At 62.5% G+C, this 20,939-nt stretch carries 26 protein-coding genes; 15 read left to right on the top strand and 11 right to left on the bottom strand.

All coding sequences use genetic code 11. From position 1 onward, the window contains the following. Window positions 1-574 precede the first annotated feature (574 nt). From AC1D08_RS23830 to AC1D08_RS23815, 4 genes are all read right to left on the bottom strand, one after another. Window positions 575-877: a hypothetical protein gene (locus AC1D08_RS23830; RefSeq protein WP_457154747.1), complete on the bottom strand. Its 303-nt coding sequence runs from the start codon at window positions 875-877 to the stop codon at window positions 575-577. Between the two features lie 80 nt (window positions 878-957). Further along, a complete protein-coding gene (locus AC1D08_RS23825; protein ID WP_457154744.1) occupies window positions 958-1,563 on the bottom strand; it encodes an ATP-dependent Clp protease proteolytic subunit in 606 nt (201 codons plus the stop codon). 26 nt (window positions 1,564-1,589) lie between these two features. Beyond that, window positions 1,590-2,090: an SRPBCC family protein gene (locus AC1D08_RS23820; RefSeq protein ID WP_457154745.1), complete on the bottom strand. Its 501-nt coding sequence runs from the start codon at window positions 2,088-2,090 to the stop codon at window positions 1,590-1,592. Window positions 2,091-2,104: 14 nt separating this feature from the next. After that, complete coding sequence (locus AC1D08_RS23815; protein WP_457154746.1) at window positions 2,105-2,419, bottom strand: ArsR/SmtB family transcription factor; 315 nt, start codon at window positions 2,417-2,419, stop codon at window positions 2,105-2,107. Between the two features lie 645 nt (window positions 2,420-3,064). Between AC1D08_RS23815 and AC1D08_RS23810 the strand changes: the two genes are divergently transcribed. From AC1D08_RS23810 to AC1D08_RS23800, 3 genes are read left to right on the top strand one after another with little or no spacing between them, the layout of a single operon-like run. Further along, entirely contained in the window at window positions 3,065-3,583 is a 519-nt protein-coding gene (locus tag AC1D08_RS23810) for a single-stranded DNA-binding protein (protein ID WP_095085060.1), read from the top strand. 27 nt (window positions 3,584-3,610) lie between these two features. Continuing rightward, entirely contained in the window at window positions 3,611-4,024 is a 414-nt protein-coding gene (locus AC1D08_RS23805) for a DUF2306 domain-containing protein (protein WP_477227307.1), read from the top strand. A 48-nt stretch (window positions 4,025-4,072) separates the two neighbouring features. Next, window positions 4,073-4,498: an OsmC family protein gene (locus AC1D08_RS23800; RefSeq protein WP_457152553.1), complete on the top strand. Its 426-nt coding sequence runs from the start codon at window positions 4,073-4,075 to the stop codon at window positions 4,496-4,498. 26 nt (window positions 4,499-4,524) lie between these two features. Here AC1D08_RS23800 and AC1D08_RS23795 read toward each other — a convergent pair whose 3' ends face one another. The 3 genes from AC1D08_RS23795 to AC1D08_RS23785 form a co-directional block, all read right to left on the bottom strand. Continuing rightward, complete coding sequence (locus tag AC1D08_RS23795; RefSeq protein ID WP_023736559.1) at window positions 4,525-5,154, bottom strand: MarC family protein; 630 nt, start codon at window positions 5,152-5,154, stop codon at window positions 4,525-4,527. A 163-nt stretch (window positions 5,155-5,317) separates the two neighbouring features. Continuing rightward, window positions 5,318-5,695 carry a VOC family protein gene (locus tag AC1D08_RS23790; protein WP_457152552.1) on the bottom strand — a complete coding sequence of 126 codons (378 nt, stop codon included), beginning with the start codon at window positions 5,693-5,695 and terminating at the stop codon, window positions 5,318-5,320. A 32-nt stretch (window positions 5,696-5,727) separates the two neighbouring features. After that, window positions 5,728-6,264 (bottom strand): hypothetical protein, encoded by a 537-nt coding sequence (locus tag AC1D08_RS23785; RefSeq protein ID WP_457152551.1) that lies wholly within the window; start codon window positions 6,262-6,264, stop codon window positions 5,728-5,730. A gap of 85 nt (window positions 6,265-6,349) precedes the next feature. Between AC1D08_RS23785 and AC1D08_RS23780 the strand changes: the two genes are divergently transcribed. After that, window positions 6,350-7,249 carry a helix-turn-helix transcriptional regulator gene (locus AC1D08_RS23780; RefSeq protein ID WP_477424216.1) on the top strand — a complete coding sequence of 300 codons (900 nt, stop codon included), beginning with the start codon at window positions 6,350-6,352 and terminating at the stop codon, window positions 7,247-7,249. Here the strand turns inward: AC1D08_RS23780 and AC1D08_RS23775 are convergent. After that, window positions 7,213-7,833: a ParB-like protein gene (locus AC1D08_RS23775; RefSeq protein ID WP_457152549.1), complete on the bottom strand. Its 621-nt coding sequence runs from the start codon at window positions 7,831-7,833 to the stop codon at window positions 7,213-7,215. The two genes, AC1D08_RS23780 and AC1D08_RS23775, sit on opposite strands and share 37 nt — an antisense overlap. Further along, window positions 7,830-9,530 carry a SulP family inorganic anion transporter gene (locus AC1D08_RS23770; RefSeq protein ID WP_477227304.1) on the bottom strand — a complete coding sequence of 567 codons (1,701 nt, stop codon included), beginning with the start codon at window positions 9,528-9,530 and terminating at the stop codon, window positions 7,830-7,832. The genes AC1D08_RS23775 and AC1D08_RS23770 overlap by 4 nt, the downstream gene beginning before the upstream one ends. 210 nt (window positions 9,531-9,740) lie before the next feature. Between AC1D08_RS23770 and gyrA the strand changes: the two genes are divergently transcribed. Further along, complete coding sequence (gyrA, locus tag AC1D08_RS23765) at window positions 9,741-12,539, top strand: DNA gyrase subunit A (protein ID WP_095085055.1); 2,799 nt, start codon at window positions 9,741-9,743, stop codon at window positions 12,537-12,539. Between the two features lie 69 nt (window positions 12,540-12,608). Here gyrA and AC1D08_RS23760 read toward each other — a convergent pair whose 3' ends face one another. Then, window positions 12,609-12,761 carry a hypothetical protein gene (locus tag AC1D08_RS23760; RefSeq protein WP_095085054.1) on the bottom strand — a complete coding sequence of 51 codons (153 nt, stop codon included), beginning with the start codon at window positions 12,759-12,761 and terminating at the stop codon, window positions 12,609-12,611. Between the two features lie 194 nt (window positions 12,762-12,955). Between AC1D08_RS23760 and coaD the strand changes: the two genes are divergently transcribed. The 8 genes from coaD (at window position 12,956) to AC1D08_RS23720 (ending at window position 18,336) form a co-directional block, all read left to right on the top strand. Further along, window positions 12,956-13,456: a pantetheine-phosphate adenylyltransferase gene (gene coaD, locus AC1D08_RS23755; protein ID WP_457152547.1), complete on the top strand. Its 501-nt coding sequence runs from the start codon at window positions 12,956-12,958 to the stop codon at window positions 13,454-13,456. Between the two features lie 16 nt (window positions 13,457-13,472). Beyond that, complete coding sequence (locus tag AC1D08_RS23750; protein ID WP_095085052.1) at window positions 13,473-14,060, top strand: peptidylprolyl isomerase; 588 nt, start codon at window positions 13,473-13,475, stop codon at window positions 14,058-14,060. Window positions 14,061-14,100: 40 nt separating this feature from the next. Further along, on the top strand, window positions 14,101-14,613 hold the full coding sequence (locus AC1D08_RS23745; protein WP_095085051.1) for a peptidylprolyl isomerase: 513 nt from the start codon (window positions 14,101-14,103) through the stop codon (window positions 14,611-14,613). A 12-nt stretch (window positions 14,614-14,625) separates the two neighbouring features. Further along, window positions 14,626-15,075 carry a DMT family transporter gene (locus tag AC1D08_RS23740; RefSeq protein ID WP_457154553.1) on the top strand — a complete coding sequence of 150 codons (450 nt, stop codon included), beginning with the start codon at window positions 14,626-14,628 and terminating at the stop codon, window positions 15,073-15,075. After that, window positions 15,075-16,163, top strand: a complete 1,089-nt coding sequence (gene queA, locus AC1D08_RS23735; RefSeq protein ID WP_457154552.1) for a tRNA preQ1(34) S-adenosylmethionine ribosyltransferase-isomerase QueA — start codon at window positions 15,075-15,077, stop codon at window positions 16,161-16,163. The genes AC1D08_RS23740 and queA overlap by 1 nt, the downstream gene beginning before the upstream one ends. Next, window positions 16,153-16,422 carry a hypothetical protein gene (locus AC1D08_RS23730; RefSeq protein ID WP_457154551.1) on the top strand — a complete coding sequence of 90 codons (270 nt, stop codon included), beginning with the start codon at window positions 16,153-16,155 and terminating at the stop codon, window positions 16,420-16,422. Before queA ends, AC1D08_RS23730 begins: the two co-directional genes overlap by 11 nt. Beyond that, entirely contained in the window at window positions 16,415-17,545 is a 1,131-nt protein-coding gene (gene tgt / locus AC1D08_RS23725; RefSeq protein ID WP_477424214.1) for a tRNA guanosine(34) transglycosylase Tgt, read from the top strand. Before AC1D08_RS23730 ends, tgt begins: the two co-directional genes overlap by 8 nt. 65 nt (window positions 17,546-17,610) lie before the next feature. Further along, window positions 17,611-18,336, top strand: a complete 726-nt coding sequence (locus AC1D08_RS23720; RefSeq protein WP_477424212.1) for an SDR family NAD(P)-dependent oxidoreductase — start codon at window positions 17,611-17,613, stop codon at window positions 18,334-18,336. 11 nt (window positions 18,337-18,347) lie between these two features. Here AC1D08_RS23720 and AC1D08_RS23715 read toward each other — a convergent pair whose 3' ends face one another. Then, window positions 18,348-18,767, bottom strand: coding sequence for a DUF4864 domain-containing protein (locus AC1D08_RS23715; protein WP_457155045.1), 420 nt, complete (start codon window positions 18,765-18,767; stop codon window positions 18,348-18,350). A 242-nt stretch (window positions 18,768-19,009) separates the two neighbouring features. Between AC1D08_RS23715 and AC1D08_RS23710 the strand changes: the two genes are divergently transcribed. Continuing rightward, the gene (locus AC1D08_RS23710; protein ID WP_095085044.1) at window positions 19,010-19,246 is read left to right on the top strand and encodes an Lrp/AsnC family transcriptional regulator; all 237 of its coding nucleotides are present in this window, start codon (window positions 19,010-19,012) and stop codon (window positions 19,244-19,246) included. A 272-nt stretch (window positions 19,247-19,518) separates the two neighbouring features. Next, window positions 19,519-20,931: a circularly permuted type 2 ATP-grasp protein gene (locus tag AC1D08_RS23705; protein ID WP_167392123.1), complete on the top strand. Its 1,413-nt coding sequence runs from the start codon at window positions 19,519-19,521 to the stop codon at window positions 20,929-20,931. Window positions 20,932-20,939 lie beyond the last annotated feature (8 nt).

Below are 20,939 nucleotides of genomic sequence, written 5' to 3'. Positions count from 1 at the left end.
AAGAACAAAGGCCGAACACGCTCCTGACAAAGCTGTGCAAAAACTGACTTGTACGTAACCTCCCGGTGATCACGTTTTTCGGTAACCGGCTATTGATGGTTGACGTCCCCGACTCAGGGGAGCAGTGTCCAGAAGTCAACTGAAGCCGGCCGTCTTTCGATGGCCTCGCCGCCAGAGGCGGCCTGCGAGACGCCGCAGGCATCTGCGATTTGTGCTTCGGGACGACACGTCGCAACGGACAAGGGAGTGGAGCCATGACGCCACCGGATCGTCCCCTAGGGTTCCAGTTGTCACTGGAGCCGCGGCAGGCATAAGTGCCAGGGTTTAGCGTTTGCGCCACCCGGCAAACCGTGACCTGCCATATCCCACAAAAATCAGAGACTGCTAGTCGGATCGACGGCTGAATGCCGCGAAGCATCCGAAATCAAACGCCGGCAGTACACTCCCGGCAAAAATTGGATTTGAGATCCAAAAAAGGCCCCGTCCGTTTGCGCAAAGCACGGCGGGGCCGTTTTCATGCGCGGCTTGTTTTGTCGACCATGGCGCGGCGCACGAGGCTGGACAGATCATGCAATCAGTGGCGCGGCAGCCCGGTGGCGCCAGCGCCTACGTCAACAGTGATGCTGCCTGAAATCCTGACATCCGTGTTGCCGATCTTGAACTGGCCGTTCCCATTGCCAGGGGATGCGTCGTCGGGTTCTGGCTGCGGAGCCGGCTTGGCGATGCGATAGTCGCTGGTCACGCCGGGCAGGGCGCCTTTGGGCGCCGCTGGCGAGCTGTCGTCGGCAAGGGCGGTGCCGCTCATGGAGCCGGCAATAGCGACCACGACAACAGCGATGACGCGATGCAACGTTCTGGACGGATGAGTGTCGGTCATCGCCCAGTTATAGTGGCGTGTCGACGAGGCGACCAGACCGGCGTCGTCAAATCTTCGACAGCCGGCGACGCGCTTCAGCCTCACGCGGCCTGTTTGCGCGTATCGAAAACATGGTCGACAAGACCCCAGGCCTGAGCCTCGCGGGCCGTCATGAAGTGGTCGCGGTCCAGCGTGCGCTCGACCTCTTCATAGGTGCGGCCGCAATGCTGCGCATAGAGTTCGGCCATATGCCGCTTTGTCTGGCCGATGCGCTCGGCATGGCGCTGGATGTCGGAGGCCTGACCCTGGAATCCACCCAGCGGCTGATGCAGCAGGATGGTGGCGTTCGGTAGCGAGATGCGACGCCCGGCCGTGCCTGCCATCAACAGGAACGAGGCCATCGACGCGGCAAAGCCCATGCACACCGTCGACACCGGGCAGCTGATGTATTGCATGGTGTCGTAGATGGCGAAGCCGCTGGTCACCACGCCGCCAGGCGAGTTGATGTAGAGCGATATCTCCTTGTCGGGATTGTCCGATTCCAGCGACAGCAGCTGCGCGCAGACCAAGGCCGAAATGTCGTCGTTGATTTCACCGTTGATGAAGATGATGCGCTCGCGCAGCAGGCGCGAGAAAATGTCGAAGGCGCGTTCGCCGCGGCTCGATTGCTCGATCACCATCGGAACCAGACTGGCAAGGCCGCTCATTGTTTTGTCTCCGTCCGTTTCGTTGTTCAGGCCGCGCGCAGCAACAGCAAAGGCGTGTTCGCTGCGGCCGGCCGTCTTGAATTGCGGAACCCCAACGAAAGCCTGCAGCCGGCGCCGGCCATGGCAACAGCGGGCATTGCCGTTCGGGCAAAACCGTCATGGACGATGCGCAGATGCGTGCCGCCGGAGACGGTGCGGGCGAGTGTGAAGGTGACAATGCTGTCGAGCGGGCTGTCGAGCCGAGCCTGCGGCCCGGCATCGCCTGGCTGCGGCCGCTCGCGCCAGGAATAGCGCAGCAGCCGTTCGGGCTCGGCGTCGATGATCTCGCATTCGATCGCCGCCTCTGGCCCGGCGAAGGCAAAACGGCTGCCGGTCTCAGGGCTGATGTCGTTCGGCATCATCCATGCGGCGAGCAGCTCGGGCACGGTCAGCGCGCGCCACACCTTTTCCGGTGGCTCCGGCAGGTCGCACTCAAACTCGATCGCGTCAGGCGCGGTGTTGGTGTCCGCGTGGCTTTGGTCTGTCATTGATCCCATGCTCTTCATTGATCCATGTCCTTCAAAACCGCCTTCAGCCTTTCGATGCGCTCCGGCCAGAAGGTCCGGTAGCGTTCGATCCAGGAGAGCAAGGGGGCAAGCCCTTGCGGATCGGCGCGGTAGTAGGCGTTGCGGCCCGCTCTCCGCTCGACCACCAAGCCAGCGCTGCGCAACACCGCCAGATGCTGGGAGACGGCGGGTTGCGACACCGTCATGCCGTTGCGCAATTCCGAGACGCTCATTTCGCCAGCGGCAAGCTGCTCAAAGACGGCGCGGCGCGTCGGGTCGGCAAGGGCGCGGAAAATCTCTGCCTCGATCATGGCAAAAGCATAAGTCGATACTTATTGATTTGGCAAGCGCTGTTTTTACGAGCTGGTCGGAAGCCAGCGCCTCACCACCCCGGCAGGTCCATCAAACGTCGCCTCGAAGATTGGCGACGCAAGCACAGCGTGGATGTGAAGCGTTCCGGTGCCGACGTTCTTGAACCCGTGTTTCCTGTTCGCGGGAACAACGAGAGACTGGCCCGAAGTCGGACGTTGTGCTCATCGTCGATCCACATCTCGGCCCTGCCGGCGATAACGGTCAGCACTTCCTCGACGGGATGCCAATGCGTTGGGGCGCCGACCGTGGGCTCGACCCATTGCTCGAATATGCAAAGTTGCGATGCACCGTTGCTGGCCGACACATGCATACGCGTTCCCACACCTGCTCGCCATTGCTCGCGCGGCTGGTCCTCATGTCTGACGGAGTTCATTTGATTGCCCCGACCCATTCCCGATTTCATGGAAATTTCGGACCGGAACACTACATCTTGCTGACAAACATTGACAGAACGCCACCGGCATCATAGAACGAAAAGGGAACAAAAACCTTGTGGGAAAAGCCAGCCATAGCAGGCGGTGATGGTCTGCAGCCTGTAAGGTGCTGCGACAAAAATTTGTTTCGGATGAGCGCGGAGAAATATCATGGCGGGTAGCGTCAACAAGGTCATTCTGGTCGGCAACCTCGGTGCAGATCCGGAAATCCGTCGCCTGAACTCGGGCGAGCCGGTCGTCAACATCCGCATTGCGACGTCGGAAAGCTGGCGCGACAAGAATTCCGGCGAGCGCAAGGAAAAGACCGAGTGGCACAACGTCGTCATCTTCAACGATCAGCTTGCCAAGGTGGCCGAGCAGTATCTGAAGAAGGGCATGAAGGTCTATGTCGAGGGCCAGTTGCAGACGCGCAAATGGCAGGACCAGACCGGCAACGACAAGTACACGACGGAAGTCGTGCTGCAGAAATTCCGCGGCGAGCTACAGATGCTCGACGCACGCGGTCAGGGTGAGGGCGGTCAGGTCGGCGGCTATGCCGGTGGCGGCAGCAGCCGTGGTTCCGATTTCGGCCAGTCCAGCCCGAGCGAAAGCTTCAATCGTGGCGGCGGCGCCAAGAGCGGCGGTGGCGGCGGTTCGTCGCGCGAACTGGACGACGAAATCCCGTTCTGAGGACAATCAGCCACCGGAGAGGCGGCAATGTCGCTGCAACCGCTGCTTGCCGCCCCTTCTCCGGTTCCCTGGCATGCCTTAGCGGCTTTCGCCGCACTGGCGATAGGGGCCACGCAGCTGGCGCTGCCGAAGGGAACGCGGCGCCATCGCATCGCGGGCTATGTCTGGGCCGCGCTGATGCTGGTCATCGCCGTCTCGAGTTTCTGGATTCATCAGATCCGCCTCGTCGGCCCTTTCAGTCCCATCCATCTCCTGTCGATCCTGGTGCTGGTCACCGTACCGCTGGCGGTGTGGCACGCGCACAATCATCGCGTCGCCAAGCATCGCAAGTCGATGATTGCGCTGTATGTCTTTGCGCTGGTCGGGGCCGGCATCTTCACGCTGTTGCCGGGTAGGGTCATGCACGATGTCGTCTTTGGCGTCGCGCAGGCCGGACCATGATCCTATTTAATCCTTGAGGCAGATGACCCCAAGTGGAAGGAATATCAGGTGAAAGCACGTGTAAAGTGGGTGGAGGAGCGCACCTTCGTCGGCGAATCCGGCAGCGGCCACAAGGTGGTGCTGGGAACCGCGCTCGGACCGGAAGGCAAGACGCCAGGACCTAGCCCGATGGAACTGGTGCTGATCGGCACCGGCGGCTGTTCGGCCTATGATGTCGTGCATATCCTCGAAAAGGGGCGCGAGGCGATCGAGGATTGCGTGGTCGAGCTCGACGCCGACCGGGCCGAAACCGAGCCCAGGGTGTTCACCCGCATCCACATGCATTTCGTCGTCAAGGGCCGGTCGCTCTCCAGCGACAAGGTTAAACGGGCGATCGATCTTTCGATCGAAAAATACTGCTCAGCCTCCGCGATGCTGGCCAAGACCGCCACGATCACCCACGATTTCGAAGTCATCGATACAACGGCGAAGTAGGGCCGGCTTCGGCGGCTCGTCGCGAGCTATCCCGCCATCAGCGCCTTGATGCCGTCGGCGACGAACTGCACGGCAAGTGCGGCCAGGATGACGCCGAGCAGCCGGGTCAGGATCGAACGCCCGGTCTGGCCGAGGATGCGGTCGATACGTTCCGACAGCACGAACACCAAATAGGTGATGGCAAGGCAGACGAAGATGATGCCGACCAGCGCAGCCTGCGCGGCGAAGCCCTGGAATGAACTGGACAAAAGCACCGTCGCCGAAATGGCGCCGGGGCCGGCGATCAGCGGGATCGCCAGCGGGAAGGCGGCGATGTTGTGGATCATGTCCTTGGTGATGGCGACGTCGCCGATCTTCTCCTTGCGGTCCTGCCGTCGCTCGAACACCATTTCGAAAGCGATGAAGAACAACAGGAAGCCACCGGCGACGCGGAAGGCCGGCAGCGTGATGCCGAAGACCGACAGGATCGAGGCGCCGGCAACCGCAAACAGCGCCATCACCAGAAAACCGATGATCGAGGCGCGGACGGAAACCTGCTGGCGCTCCTCGCGGTTCATGCCGCGTGTCACGGCGAGGAACAGCGGCGCCAGGCCAGGCGGATCGATGGTCACGAGAATGGTGACGAAGGCGTTGAACAGGCTGTCGAAGCTCGGCATCTCTGACCCCTCCCGCCGGGCCGTGCCCGCACCATGACATTGGTAGAGCAAAGCCCGGTCGGTGGGAACCGTCAGAGGGACGAAACCGAAACTTCGACACGCCTTCGTCGTGACGCGGCTACGGACGGAAAGCCCGTTGCACGCTTTCCTGGAATTGTTTGCTTCAGCCGGCAGCGCCGCAATAGGCCTCGATACGATAGCCGTCCGGATCGACGACGAAGGCGGCATAGTAGTTTTCGCCATAGTCGGCGCGCAGGCCCGGTGCGCCATTGTCGCTGCCGCCTTCGCACAAGCCGCCGGCATGGAAGGCGTCGACGCTGCTCCGCGTCGGTGCCGCGAAGCAGAAATGCAGGCCGGATTTTGCGTCTGGTGGCACCGGCCGCGCGGCCTCGTTGACCCATAGCACGACGCCTTGCGCGCCATAACCCAACGAGCCCGGCGACTGGCTGAGACAGTTATAGCCGAGCGGCTTCAGAGCAGCATCGTAGAAGCGCTTGGAAGCAGCGGCGTCGCGAACGCCGATCGAGATATGATCGAACATATTTTTCTCCATTGTTACAATGGCTTGTAGCGTCAGGTTGTTGCTGTTCGGCGCGCCAGGAATTCGACTTCCAGCCGCCAGGTCGCGCCATTGTCGTGGGAGCGCTCGCCAAGCCAGCGGAAGGAATTCTCAGTGATGCGCGAAAAGCTCCAGCGCACCGAGGAGCCGGCGCCATCGGCGCCCACTTGCACGATCGTGTCGCCTTCGGCATTGCCGAGCTGCCGGCTGTAATACTGGTTGCGCGGGTCGCTCCAGAAGATGTGCCAGGCGTCGGCGGCGGGGTCGTAGACGCGCAATGTCGTGCCATAGAACGTCCATTTGCCGAGCGAAGGCGAGGGGCCGGCGTCCCGCGCGGGCAGAATCCACACGTCCTGGATTGCGCGGCCTTCCAGCACCCAGCCGAAATGCACTTCGCCACTCCCGGTCAGCACCGTGCCGTCCTCGAGATGGCGGGAGGCGTCAAAAGTCCAGGCGCCGACGAAACGGCCATAGAGGTTCAGTTTTTCAGCAAGTCCGTCGATTGGTCCGGCACTGTGCAAGGCTTCGGCAAAGGAGGATTGGTCGTACATGGTTCCGGTCTCTTCTTGTCAGGAGACCGGGAGGAGTAGGCTGCGATGGGGTTCTGGGCTTGGGAAAAATTGCTATATTTCGGTCATGACAGCGACCACGCGTACTCTCGCATCCGGGGCCGGCTGGTACGTGGCGGATGTGATCTGCACGGCCAGCGCCGGTGAGCGGCCGTTCGAGGAAGCCCATCGGGATTTCTGCGTCGCCGCTGTCACCGGCGGCACGTTCCGCTATCGCGCGCAACAAGGCACGGCGATGCTGGCGCCCGGCGCGCTCCTGCTCGGTAATCCCGGCACATGCTACGAATGCGGGCATGAACATGGCAGTGGCGACCGTTGCCTCTCGTTCCATTTCGGGCCGGCCTACATGGAGCGGATCGTGGCTGGCGTGCCGGGCGCGAAAAAGCTGACCTTCGAGGCCCCACGCCTGCCGCCGTTGCCGGCCCTGGCATCCTTGCTCGCCGACGCGGAAACCGCTCGCGAGATGGCCGACGTCGACGCCTTCGAGGAACTCGGGCTGCGCATTGCGGGTGCCGCGGTGGCAGCAGTCTCCAGCCCCGCGTATGTCAGGCGCACGCCAAGCCGACGCGATCAGAAACGGGTTGCCGAAGCGGTGCGGCGGATCGAACTCGATGCCGACAGGCCGGTCTCGCTTTCAGCGCTTGCCGACGAGACCGCGACCAGCCCCTATCATTTCCTGCGCATCTTCCGGCAGGTCGCGGGCATGACGCCCTACCAGTTCCTGCTCAAGACCCGGCTGCACCGCGCGGCGGTGCGGCTGCGGCTGTCCGACGATGCGGTCACGGTGATCGCCTTCGACGCAGGCTTCAACGATTTGTCGACGTTCAATCGCCGGTTTCGGCGCGTCATGGGCGAGACGCCGGGCCAGTATCGCGCCCGCCGCGCGAGCGGCGCTGTGGAAGCTTTGTCCGTCGCTGCGGCCTTGCGGCGTCAGTCGGACGTCGGGCCGCACCAACCCGGCAGGTAGTCGGCGTCCTTGGCCTTGGCCAGGTTCAGGGCCTCCTTCATCGCCTTGTCGAAATTCTTCGCCACCGCATCCCGGTCGATGCGCCTGCGCAAAAAGTCCGCCCACAGGAATTCGCTGAACGGAGTAGTGTCCTTGGCGAAACCACCTTGCCGGCGCAGTTCACCGGCCATGCTCCTGTAGGGGTCGTCGACGAGTTCGGCCATGGTCTTGGGAATGGCGTCGTAGCCCCGGCGCCTGCCGTTCTCATCGAACGGATGCATCCAGCCGCGATTGTCGAGCACGAAGAAGAAGGCGTCCTTGTCTAGGTCCGACAGGTCGCTGATCACCGTGACCAGAACATCCCCGATGCCTTCCTCGAGCAGGGCGCGGGCGAGATGGTGGTGATCGGTGACATAGTTGCGCTTCTTCGGCCCCAGCACGACGGGGACCATATGGGTGCCGAGAAAAGTGCCAGTCCTCTTGGGGCTTTGCGAGCGGATCATCTGGCGCTTCAAGGCGACTTCCCGCATGCCGACGGTGATCTGCGTCGGCCGTAAATCTCTGACTGCGACGGGGGTCAACAAGGGTTCCCGTGTGGTCGTCATTTGGCTTTGTCCTGTTGTTGCGGCTGCTGGTCCGGAGCGAGCGTCCTGATGGCGGCATCGACACTGTGAAAAATCCGCTGCGGGCCGATCAGGTCGGCGATGCCAAATCGTGCCAGCGCCGCCTGGGCGCGCAGCGATTCCATCCGCGCGATGGCAAAGATCGCGCCCGCCTTGCGGCAATGGGTGATGGTGTCGATCAGGGCTTGCGCGGCCGTGTAGTCGATCTCCACGATGTTGCTGGCCTCCAGCACGACCAGCTTCACGCTCTCACGCCTGGCATCGACAAGATCGACAAAGCCGCGCTTGAAGCCGTCGGCATTGACGAAGGACAGCGGCGCCTGGAATGCCGCGACGAGCACGCCGGGAAGCTGTTCGCCTGCAACTGGTTCGCTGGGCGGCCACCACACCGAAGTCCCCGGCACCTGTTCCAGTTCGATCAGCTGTGTGCGCGTTGCGGTCCAGATTCCATGCAGGAGCGACAGGCCGATGCCGATCGCAACGCCGGTCTCGATGGGCAGCACGACGATGGCTGCCATCGTGATGAGGATCAATGCGAATTCGACCGGCGCCTGCCGGTAGACATTGGCGAACACCTTCCAGCGCAGAATGTGCTGGGCGACGAAAAGCAGAACACCGGCAAGGGCGGCCTGTGGAACATCGGCGAGCAGGCCGCCACCGAAAGCACCCAGCGCCAGCACGATGGCCGCGGCAATGAGGCCCACGACCTGTGAGCGGCCACCCGACTGGGAGACGATTGCCGTGCGCGGCGGGCTGGCATTGACCGCAAAGGCGCCGAACAGGCCCGATGCGATGCTGCCGGCACCGACGCCGACGAAATCGCGATTGACGTCAGGAGCGTCACCCTGTTGCGGCGCGAAGGAACGGGAGGTGGCCGCTGTCTGCACCATGACGACGATGGCGATCAGCAATGCCAGCGGGACCAGCGCCTGCACATCGCCAAGGCTGGCAAGCGGCAGGCCGGCCCGTGGCAGGCCATTGGGCAAGGCGCCGAGCACCTCGACGCCGCGATCCTCGAGGCCGAAGACGGCAACCGCAGAGGTGGCGAGCACCATGCCGATCAATGCGCCGGGGATGCGGGCGCTGATGCGTTCGGCGCAGAATACGGTTCCGAACACGCCGAGGCCGAGGCCGAGGCTCCAGGGATTGGTGAGGTGCAGGCTGCCGGCGATCTCACCGATGCGTCGCAAGGTTTGACCGTTCTGGGCGGGCAGGCCGAGCAGTCCGGGCAATTGCGAAACGATGATATGGACGGCGATGCCGGCCAGAAAACCCGTCGTGACCGGCACCGACAGGAGGTCGGCGACCCAACCAAGGCGAAAGACACCGCTCAGAATCACGATCAGCCCGACCATCAGCGCCAGCATGGAAGCCAGCGCCAGATAGTGCGGCGACCCGGCTGCGGCGAGCACGGCGAGACTGCCGGCAAAGAGAGGCGTGATGGTCGAATCCGCACCGGCCGACAGGTGCCGGTTGGCACCGAACAGGGCGAACGCCACCGAACCGGCAACAAAGGCGAAGAAGCCGACCTCGGGAGCAAAGCCGCCGAGGCGGGCGGTCGCCATCTGTTCGGGAATGGCGATCGCGGCCAGTGTGAGGCCCGCGACCAGATCGCCGTTCAGATCCCTCGGCGTCCAACCACTCAGGGCTCGCAACGGCAGCCAAGAGGTCCAATTCATCGCGCTCGTGGCTTTCGCTGGGGGAAAACGGTCCATCGCAGGCTTTTGCCTTGGTGGCGGCGAAACCGCCTTGGCCATATCGTCGCAATCAGTGGTATCCTTTTGAAATTACCACTAAAATTGACACTGGAAAAGTGTCGCAGATATTGGAGTTTCGGGCTTGCTTCCTATATAAGCAGCGAGTGATTCCTGATTAGATTGTGATCCGATTTGACCGACCAAAAGACACCGCGCGGCGCCGACGGCGGCCCCACCGGCATCGAGCCGATCTCCATCGTCGAGGAGATGCAGCGCTCCTATCTCGATTACGCAATGAGCGTGATCGTCAGCCGTGCGCTGCCGGACGTGCGCGACGGCCTGAAGCCGGTGCATCGCCGCATTCTCTTCGCCTCGCATGAGAGCGGTTACCACTGGAACCGCAAATATGTGAAGTCGGCGCGCCCGGTCGCCGACGTGATGGGTAAATACCATCCGCATGGCGACGCCTCGATCTACGACGCTTTGGTGCGTATGGCGCAGGACTGGTCGCTGCGCGTGCCGCTTATCGACGGACAGGGCAATTTCGGCTCCATCGACGGCGATCCGCCGGCGGCGATGCGCTATACCGAATCGCGGCTGACCAAGGTCGCGCATGAGCTGCTGGAGGATATCGACAAGGACACCGTCGATTTCCAGGACACCTATGATGCGTCCGGCAGCGAGCCCAAGGTTCTGCCGGCACGGTTCCCCAATCTGCTGGTCAACGGCTCCGGCGGCATTGCCGTCGGCATGGCGACCAACATCCCGCCGCACAATCTCAGCGAAGTCTGCAACGGCGCCATCGCCATCATCGACAATCCGGCGATCGACCTGCCGGCACTGATGGAGATCATCCCGGGGCCGGATTTCCCGACCGGCGGCATCGTGCTTGGCCGTTCCGGCATCTACAGCGCCTATTCAACCGGCCGCGGCTCCATCGTCATGCGCGGCAAAGTCAACATCGAGGCGCGCGGCAACGACCGCGAGTCGATCATCATCACCGAGGTTCCCTACCAGGTGAACAAGTCGTCGATGATCGAGAAGATGGCCGAACTGGTGCGCGACAAGCGCATCGAGGGCATTTCCGACATCCGCGACGAGAGCGACCGCCAGGGCTACCGCGTCGTCATCGAACTGAAGCGCGACGCCGTCGCCGACGTCATCCTTAACCAGCTTTACCGCTTCACGCCGCTGCAGACATCCTTCGGCGCCAACATGGTGGCGCTCAACGGCGGCAAGCCGGAACTGCTGACGTTGACCGACATGCTGAGGGCGTTCGTCGCCTTCCGCGAGGAAGTGATCACCCGGCGCACGAAATTCCTGCTGCGCAAGGCGCGCGACCGCGCCCATGTCCTGGTCGGTCTCGCTATCGCCGTCGCCAACATCGACGAAGTGATCAAGCTCATCCGCACCGCGCCGGATCCGCAGACGGCGCGTGAGCAGTTGATGGAGCGGCGCTGGCCGTCCGGCGATGTCGAATCGCTGATCCTGTTGATCGACGATCCGCGCCATCGCATCAACGAGGACGGCACCTACAATCTGTCCGAGGAGCAGGCGCGCGCCATACTCGAACTGCGCCTGCAGCGCCTGACCGCGCTCGGCCGCGACGAGATCGCCGACGAGTTGAACACGATCGGCGCCGAAATCATTGATTACCTGGACATTTTGTCTTCCCGCGCGCGGGTCCAGCAGATCGTCAAGGATGAGCTTGCCGCCGTGCGCGACGAGTTTGGCACGCCACGCCGCACCGAGCTCACCGATGGTGGCGCGGACATGGAAGACGAGGACCTGATCCAGCGCGAGGACATGGTCGTGACGGTGAGCCATTCTGGCTACATCAAGCGCGTGCCGCTGTCGCTCTACCGGGCGCAGCGCCGCGGCGGCAAGGGCCGCTCCGGCATGTCGACCAAGGAAGAGGATTTCGTCACCCGGCTGTTCGTTGCCAACACGCACACGCCGGTGCTGTTCTTCTCCTCGCGCGGCATCGTCTACAAGGAGAAGGTCTGGCGGCTGCCGATCGGCAACCCGCAATCGCGCGGCAAGGCGCTGATCAACATGCTGCCGCTGGAGCAGGGCGAGCGCATCACCACCATCATGCCGCTGCCCGAGGACGAGACAAGCTGGGGCGAGCTCGATGTGATGTTCGCCACCACGCGTGGCACCGTTCGACGCAACAAACTTTCCGACTTCGTCCAGGTCAACCGCAACGGCAAGATTGCCATGAAGCTGGAGGAGGAGGGCGACGAGATTCTAGGCGTCGAGACCTGCACCGACAATGACGATGTGCTGCTCACCGCCAGCTCCGGCCAGTGCATACGCTTTTCGGTCGGCGACGTGCGCGTGTTCCAGAGCCGCAATTCGGTCGGCGTGCGCGGCATAACCATGGCCGAGACCGACCGCATCATCTCGATGTCGGTGATCGAGAATGTCGATGCGCCGCCGGCAGAGCGCGCCGCCTATCTCAAGCGGGCGGCGGCCGAACGGCGGCTTGCCGCCGGCATCGCGGCCGGCGAAGAGGAAGAGATCGCGCTGACCAACGAAGAGGTCGGCGAGGAGACGGAGCTTTCCGACGAGCGCTACGAATTCCTCAAGCAGCACGAGCAGTACGTGCTGACGGTAACCGAATATGGCTACGGCAAGCGCTCGTCGTCCTATGATTTCCGGCTGACCGGACGCGGCGGCAAGGGCATTCGTGCCACCGACGTTTCGAAGGTAGCCGAGATCGGCAGGCTGGTGGCGACCTTCCCGGTCGGCAATGACGACCAGATCATGCTGGTGTCGGACGGCGGTACCGTCATTCGGGTGCCGGTGAACGGCATCCGTTTCGCCAGCCGCGCCACCAAGGGCGTGACCATCTTCAACACTGCTGAAGGTGAAAAGGTGGTTTCGGTCGAGCGGATATCCGAACCGCAGGCGGACGAGGAAATCGAAGAAAGCGCCGGCTCTGAGATTGATCCAACGGCGGACGCCGGCCCGGACAGCGCTGAATAAGTCCAGCGCCAGGTTTTGACATAGCAACGCCGGCCCATTGGCCGGCGTGGTGGCACGTTCAGGCGAAACTTAGTAGTGGCGATATGGCTTGCGGGGCCCAAAACCTTCGAAGCGCTTGGTATTGGCCTTGATGCGGATGCGCTGAGCCTCCTGATGCAAGCCGAAAACGGTGGCGATCAGCATGGCGACGGTCATTGCGGTGGCGAGCATGTAGATCAGCATGTGTGTGTTCTCCTGCGCCTAACAACGGATAGATGGGATTTTGGTTTCATCTTATTAAGGTGCAACCTAGTGAACGCTGCGTGAAGGCTTCGTGATCGGCGTGTTCATCTGTCGTTCACGTGGCGGAAAAGGTTCACGACCGGCTCGCCAATCGGATTTGCCTTTGCGAGAGAGGCTCGTTAGAAGCACCAGCCATGACTGAACGCATCGCCCTCTATGCCGGCTCCTTCGACCCGTTGACCAACGGCCATCTCGATGTGCTGAAAGCGTCGCTGGCGGTGGCCGACGTCGTCTATGCGGCCATCGGTATCCACCCGGGCAAGCAGCCGCTGTTTTCCTTCGAGGAACGGGTGGCGCTGATCGAGAGTGCGACGAAGGCTTTATTTGGCCGCGACGGTGCGCGCATCAAGGTTGTCGCCTTCGACGGGCTGGTCATCGACGCGGCCAGGAAGCAGGGCGCCTCGATCATGATCCGAGGCCTGCGCGACGGCACCGACCTCGACTACGAGATGCAGATGGCCGGCATGAACGAGACCATGGCGCCTGAACTGCAGACGGTTTTTCTGCCCGCCAGCCCGTCCGTGCGCACCATTACCGCCACACTTGTCCGCCAGATTGCCTCGATGGGAGGCGACATCCGCCCCTTCGTGCCGGCGGCGGTTGCCGGTGCGCTCACCGCCAAATTCGCGAAATAAGATCCCGGAGATAGATATGCAGCTGAAAAAGCTTGCCTCGTTCCTCATTGTGCTTGCCGGTCTTGTGACCTCGTCTGTCTCGGCCTTCGCCGCCGACCCGGAAAACACCATGATCATCACTCTGAAGGACGGCGACGTCACCATCGCGCTTCGGCCCGATCTGGCACCCAAGAACGTCGCGCAGATCAAGAAGCTGGTGCGCCAGGGCGCCTATGACAACGTCGCCTTCCACCGCGTCATCGACGGCTTCATGGCGCAGACCGGCGACGTCAAGTTCGGTAACATGAAGAAGGGTTTTAGCGCCGAGGCCGTCGGCACCGGCGGTTCCGATCAACCCGACCTGCCGGCCGAATTCTCGCAGACCGAACACTACAAGCGCGGCGTGGTTGGCATGGCCCGCTCGCAGGACCCCAACTCCGCCAATTCGCAGTTCTTCATCATGTTCGCGCCGGCGCCGCCCCTCGATGGCCAATACACCATCGTCGGCACCGTCGTCAGCGGCATGGAACTGGTGGACCACATCAAGAAGGGCGACGAAGCGGACAATGGCACGGTCACCGACCCTGACCGGATGCTCAAGGTGCGCATCGCCGCAGACAAGTAAAGTTGTCGAATAACTCTGTTTTCTGAAAAGGATATCTGACATGGCCGAGATCAAGGACCGCGAAAACGCGCTCATCATGGAGACGACCAAGGGCAACGTCGTCATCGAACTTTTCCCCGACCTGGCGCCCGGCCATGTCGCCCGTATCAAGGAACTGGCACGCGAAGGCGCCTATGACGGCGTGGTCTTCCACCGCGTCATCGACGGCTTCATGGCGCAGACCGGCGACGTCAAGTTCGGCAATTCCAGCAAGCCCTCCTTTGCTCCGTCGCGTGCCGGCATGGGCGGCTCCGACAAGCCCGACCTCAAGGCTGAATTCTCCAATGCCAACCATGGGCGCGGCACCTGTTCGATGGCCCGTTCGCAAAACCCGAACTCGGCCAATTCGCAGTTCTTCATCTGCTTCGACGATGCCGCCTTCCTCAACCGCCAGTACACGGTCTGGGGCCAGGTCATCGAAGGCATGGACAATGTCGACAAGATCAAGCGCGGCGAGCCGGTGCCGGATCCCGACAAGATCGTGTCGCTGAAGGTCGCGGCCGACGTCAAGTAAGGCAAAACGTCAATGATGGGCGTCGTCTGGTCGCTTCTCGGCATCCTGTCCGGCGCCTTCATTGCCATTCAGGCGCCGATCAATTCGCAGTTGGCGCGCGGGCTGGGGCTCCCGGTCGCGGCGGCTGCGTTTTCGTTCCTGTCGGGCGCGGTGGTGCTCGGCATCATTTCCGTCGCGGTGGTGAAGCTGCAAGGCATCACGCTCGACTGGAAGGCGCCGGCACCGTGGCTGTTCATCGCCGGCGGCATGCTTGGCGGCTTCTATGTGACGCTGTCGACGATCCTGACGCCGCGCATCGGCGCCGCCGCCCTGATGGCCTTTCTGGTGGCAGGACAGTTGCTGGCCGGCATGCTTATCGACCGCGTTGGCTTCCTCGGCGTCGCGGTGCGTGAAATCTCGCTCGGCCGCGTCGCCGGCGCGGTGCTGCTGCTGGCCGGAGCGCTGCTCGTCCGGCTCTACTGATGCGCGTCGATCTGTTTGACTTCGACCTACCGGAGGAGCGTATCGCGCTTCGCCCGGCAGAGCCGCGCGACAGCGCCAAGATGCTGGTGATCAAGCCCGGTGAAGGGCTCGAAGACCGGGCGGTTGGCGACCTGCCGTCCCTGCTCAGGGCTAACGACGTTCTGGTCTTCAACGACACCAAGGTCATTCCGGCGCAACTGAAGGGCATCCGACGACGCGGCGAGGCACAGGCTCAGGTCGAAGCCACGCTGCATATGCGCATGGCGCCAGACCGCTGGCTGGCCTTCATGCGGCCGGGCAAGCGCATTGCCGCCGGTGACCGTATCCATTTCGGCCATGATGGCAATTCCTGTTTCCTCGGCCAGCTCGACGCCACCGTGATCGAGAAAGGCGAGGGCGGCGAGGCGCTGCTTGGCTTCGACCTGTCGGGGCCCTTCCTGGACGAAGCGCTGCATGCGGTCGGCCATATTCCGCTGCCGCCTTATATCGCCTCGAAGCGCGACGACGACGAACGCGACCGGGCCGACTACCAGACCATCTATGCCCGGGAAGAAGGCGCCGTTGCCGCACCCACGGCAGGCCTGCATTTCACGCCGGAGCTTTTTGCGGCGCTCGACGCCAAGGGGGTCGAGCGCCGCTTCGTCACCTTGCATGTCGGCGCCGGCACGTTCCTGCCGGTGAAGGCGGATGACACCGCCGACCACAAGATGCACGCCGAGACCGGCTCGGTCAGCGAGGCGACCGCCGACGCGCTCAACGCGGTCAAGGCGAGGGGCGGCCGCATCGTCGCTGTCGGCACGACCTCGCTGCGCCTGCTGGAAAGCGCGGCGCGGGCTGACGGTACCTTGGTTGCATGGTCCGGTCCGACCGACATTTTCATCACGCCCGGCTACCGCTTTCGCACCGCTGACATGTTGATGACCAATTTTCATCTGCCGCGCTCGACCCTGTTCATGCTGGTCTCGGCCTTCAGTGGTCTCGATACGATGCGTGCGGCCTATGCGCATGCCATCGAGAACCGCTACAGGTTCTACTCCTATGGAGACGCAAGCCTGCTTTATCGAGCGGAGATGAGCGATGGACGATGATCTCGTGAGCCTGGACCGCGATGCACTGATCGCGGAAGTGAAGAAATTGCGCACCGGCATTCGCCAGCATCGCGACGCCACCGGCCATGATTTGTGCTGGCATCACCCGGATCTGTGGGACCTGCTGCCGGAGAAGACCGAGCCGTCGATCGCCGTGCCGCCCTGGCCCAGATTCATGCGTGGCTGCATCCAATACCGCCAGTCGCTCGACAAGCAGGCACCTGGCGCCCCGGTTCATGACAAGGAATTCAATGGCTAAGCCGTTCAGCTTCAAGGTTCTGGCGACGGACGGCAAGGCGCGGCGCGGTGTGATCGACATGCCGCGCGGCGAAATCCGCACGCCTGCCTTCATGCCGGTCGGCACCGGCGGTACGGTCAAGACGATGTATATGGACCAGGTGCGCGGCCTTGGCGCCGACATCATCCTGGGCAACACCTACCATTTGATGCTGCGGCCTGGCGCCGAGCGTGTGGCGCGGCTGGGGGGCTTGCACGAATTCGCCCGCTGGCCGCATCCGATCCTGACTGACAGCGGCGGTTTCCAGGTGATGTCGCTGTCCAAGCTGAGGAAGCTGACCGAAAAAGGCGTCACCTTCCGCTCGCACATTGACGGCGCCGCCTACGAGATGTCGCCGGAGCGCTCGATCGAAATCCAGGGTTTGCTCGATTCCGATATCCAGATGCAGCTCGACGAATGCACGGCGCTACCGGCCGAGTTGAAGGAGATCGAGCGCGCCATGGAGCTGTCGCTGCGCTGGGCAGAGCGCTGCAAGACGGCGTTCGGCGACCAGACGGGCAAGGCGATGTTCGGCATCGTGCAAGGCGGTGACAACGCTGCTCTCAGGGTGCGTTCGGCTCAGGCATTGAGCGCGATGGAGTTGAAGGGTTATGCGGTCGGCGGCCTGGCCGTCGGCGAGCCGCAAGCGGTGATGCTCGAGATGCTCGAGATCACCTGTCCGGAACTGCCTGAAAACAAGCCGCGCTATCTGATGGGCGTCGGCACCCCTGACGATATCCTGAAATCGGTGGCGCGCGGCATCGACATGTTCGATTGCGTGATGCCGACGCGGGCCGGCCGGCACGGCCTTGCCTACACCAGGCGCGGCAAGGTCAATCTGCGCAACGCCCGCCATGCCGACGATCCGCGTCCGCTCGACGAGGAAAGCGACTGCCCGGCGGCGAGGGACTACTCACGCGCCTATCTGCACCATCTGGTGCGCTCGCAGGAGGCACTTGGCGCGATGCTTCTGACCTGGAACAATCTCTCGTATTATCAGAAGCTTATGCAGGACATCCGTGCGGCAATCGAGGCACATGCCTTCGAAGCACGCGCGGCGGAGATTTCGGAAGGTTGGGCTCGGGGCGATATCCCGGCCATATAGTCCAGCGTCTCCAGCGATTGACGGATCGGCTGCCCAAGAGCAGATTTGTAATCGAGGGATTGGCTATGGCCGTGACATACGACTTTGCCGGCAAGACGGCGATCGTAACCGGTGGCTCCCGGGGCATCGGCAGAGCCGTGGCCACACAGTTGGCAGGGTCTGGCGCCGACGTCTGGGTATGGGACGCCGATCCAGTGCCGACTGCCGGAATTCACAGCCAGACGGTCGACGCCACCAAGGCGGGCGACATAAGGGAAGCCTTGGCTGACATCGTCGCCCGAGCGGGGCGGATCGACATCCTCGTCAACAACTCTGGCTATCTCGGTCCCTACCTCGGCTTTGAGGCCTTCGAGCCGGTTGAGTGGCAGCGCATTATCGGTGTCAATCTCCTCGGAACGTTCGAGGTCACGCATCAGGTCCTGCCGATAATGCGCAAGGTCGGCAACGGCCGCATCGTCAACATGGGATCGCTTGCAGGCAAGGAGGGATTGCCGAACCTTGCCGCCTACTCGGCGGCAAGCGCAGGCATTATCGCTTTCACCAAGGCATTGTCGCGGGAGGTTTGCGACACCGGCATTCGGGTGAATTGCGTAGCGCCCGGTCCGATCGATACCGACCTTATCAGGCGCCTTGGCAATGAAGTTGTCAGCGACATGATCGGCGCCAGCCCGCTGAAACGGCTCGGCTCCGCCGACGAAGTCGCTGCGTTGGTGCTCTGGCTGTGTTCCGATTCGAGCAGCTTCAACACTGGTGCCGTATTCGATATGTCGGGCGGCAGGGCGCGCTACTGATGTCGGCTGTCTCAGGTGCTTAGCGAATTCGACGCGCGCAGGCTGCAGCCGGTGATCTGGAATGTGCCGTCGGGCTGTTGCTGCAGCGTGTAGACAGCCTCATAATCCTTGCCGTCGGGGCCGACGATCAGCACCTGCTGGATGATCGAGGTCGGGCTCGTCTCCTCGACCTTGCCAAAAGAATAGGTCTGTGGGTTGCGCACCGGCGCGTAGCCGTTGGTCACCATGTTCATGAAGGTGTCGACGGTCGGGAAGATCTGCTTCACGTTGGGTGCGGCGAAGCTATAGGCGGCGGCGCCGTCATTGGCGATGAAGGCTTTCAACTGGCCGTCGATGGCGGCTTGCGCCGCCTTGACCTCGGCATCGCCGGCAAGCGCAGACGACGCCAGGACGAGTGGAACGAACGCGAATGCGAAAAACATGCGGCGCATGGCCTGTCTCCGTTGCCCACTTGAGAAAGCTGCCTCTCCCCAAAACTATTCCAAGAGGCATTTTAACATACGCATGGCGGCGCTTCACGGTTTCATCGGTGGCGAACATTCGTGTCGCCCCCCGCGCGTTGCGGGAAGTCTTAGCCCGGTCCCGAGCCGGCTGAGCATTTATCCGGCGCTTGAAAGCACGCCTCCAGTCTGTCAGAAGGGCCGCTTGGACTTGGACGTTTAGGGACGAAGCCATGAGGGCGTTTTTCGTGCAGATCAAATGCGAGCTGGGCAAATCCTATGAGGTTGCCAGCGCGCTTGCCGATGCCGAGATCGCCTCGGAAATCTACTCGACTGCCGGCAACTACGATCTGCTCGCCAAATTCTACGTCGACGACGAGGAAGATGTCGGCCATTTCGTCAACGAGAAGGTGCAGATACTCCCCGGTATCAAGGACACTTTCACCGTCGTCACGTTCCGCGCCTTCTAGAGCCCGTTCCATCCCCGATAGAATCGGGATGGGGTTCTATCTCAGTGTTTGAGCATGACCTTCTCCTAAGCTGGGTTCCACTTTTTGGGACCGTGCTTCAGCTGCTGAACGCGCCTGCCTGACCACGAGGCAAAGCCTGACCAAGGGCATATTTCAGCTGCCTTAATTTTGGGCAGCCGCCACATACTGGTCGTCCGTATCCCTCAAATCACCGATTGCGCTTGATTTTCTCCGGCGACGCCAGTGAAATGGTGTCACAGGGGAGTATGCGATTGGCAGCGTTCGATGAAATGCTTCCGGAAGTCTCCGGATTGAGAAGACCGTATTCGGCTTATGATCGCTGGCTGAAGGAGCAGGATCCGGCCAGGCTTACCGAGAAGATGCAGGACGCCGAACGCGTCTTCCGCAAGACCGGCATCACCTTCGCCGTCTATGGCGAGCAGGAAGCTTCCGAGCGGCTGATCCCGTTCGACATCGTTCCGCGCATCATCTCGGGCAATGAGTGGCGCCGCCTGACGCAAGGCATCGAGCAGCGTGTGCAGGCGCTGAACGCTTTCCTCGACGATATCTACCATCGCCAGGAGATCCTGCGGGCAGGGCGCGTTCCCAGAGAATTGATCGCCAAGAACGAGGCGTTCTTGCCGGAAATGATCGGGGTCAGGCCACCTGCCGGCGTCTACACCCACATCATCGGCGTCGATATCGTCCGCATCAGCGAGGACGAATTCTACGTGCTGGAGGACAATGCGCGCACGCCGTCGGGTGTCTCCTACATGCTGGAGAACCGCGAGACGATGATGCAGCTGTTCCCCGAGCTGTTCCAGAAGATCAAGGTGCGGCCGGTGGAAAACTATCCGCAGCTCCTGCGGCAGTCGCTGGCGGCGGTGCGGCCGCAGAGCACCAAGGGCACGCCGACGATCGCCGTGCTGACGCCCGGCAGCTTCAACTCCGCCTATTTCGAACACGCCTTCCTTGCCGACCAGATGGGCGTGCAGCTTGTCGAAGGTCAGGATCTGCGCGTTGTCGACGGCCATGTCGCGATGCGCACCACCGAAGGCTACAAGCAGATCGATGTGCTTTACCGCCGCGTCGACGATTCTTTCCTCGATCCACTGACCTTTCGGCCGGACTCCGCACTTGGCATACCCGGCATCATGGACGTCTACCGTGCCGGAAACATCACCATTGCCAATGCGCCGGGAACCGGCATTGCCGACGACAAGGCGATCTACTCCTACATGCCCGAGATCGTGGAATTCTACACCGGCCGCAAGGCGATACTCGGCAACATTCCGACCTGGCGGTGCTCGGAGCCGGACAGCCTGAAATACGTGCTCGAGCACATCGACGAACTGGTGATCAAGGAGGTCCACGGCTCCGGCGGCTACGGCATGCTGGTCGGGCCGGCGGCGACCAAGAAGGAGTGCGAGGATTTTTCCAAGAAACTCGCGGCAAAACCGTCGAACTACATCGCCCAGCCGACGCTGGCGCTGTCGACGTGTCCGATCCTGACCGACAAGGGCCTGGCGCCGCGTCACGTCGATCTCAGACCCTATGTGCTGGTTTCCGACCGCATCCAGATCGTGCCCGGAGGGTTGACGCGCGTCGCGCTGAAGGAAGGGTCGCTGGTCGTCAATTCCTCGCAAGGCGGCGGCACCAAGGATACGTGGGTGCTGGATGATTGATTTTCACT

Source organism: Mesorhizobium sp. P2_E6 (genome assembly GCF_056403835.1).
Note: the sequence above shows the minus strand (reverse complement) of the source record. Positions and strands in the feature narration are given on the sequence as shown.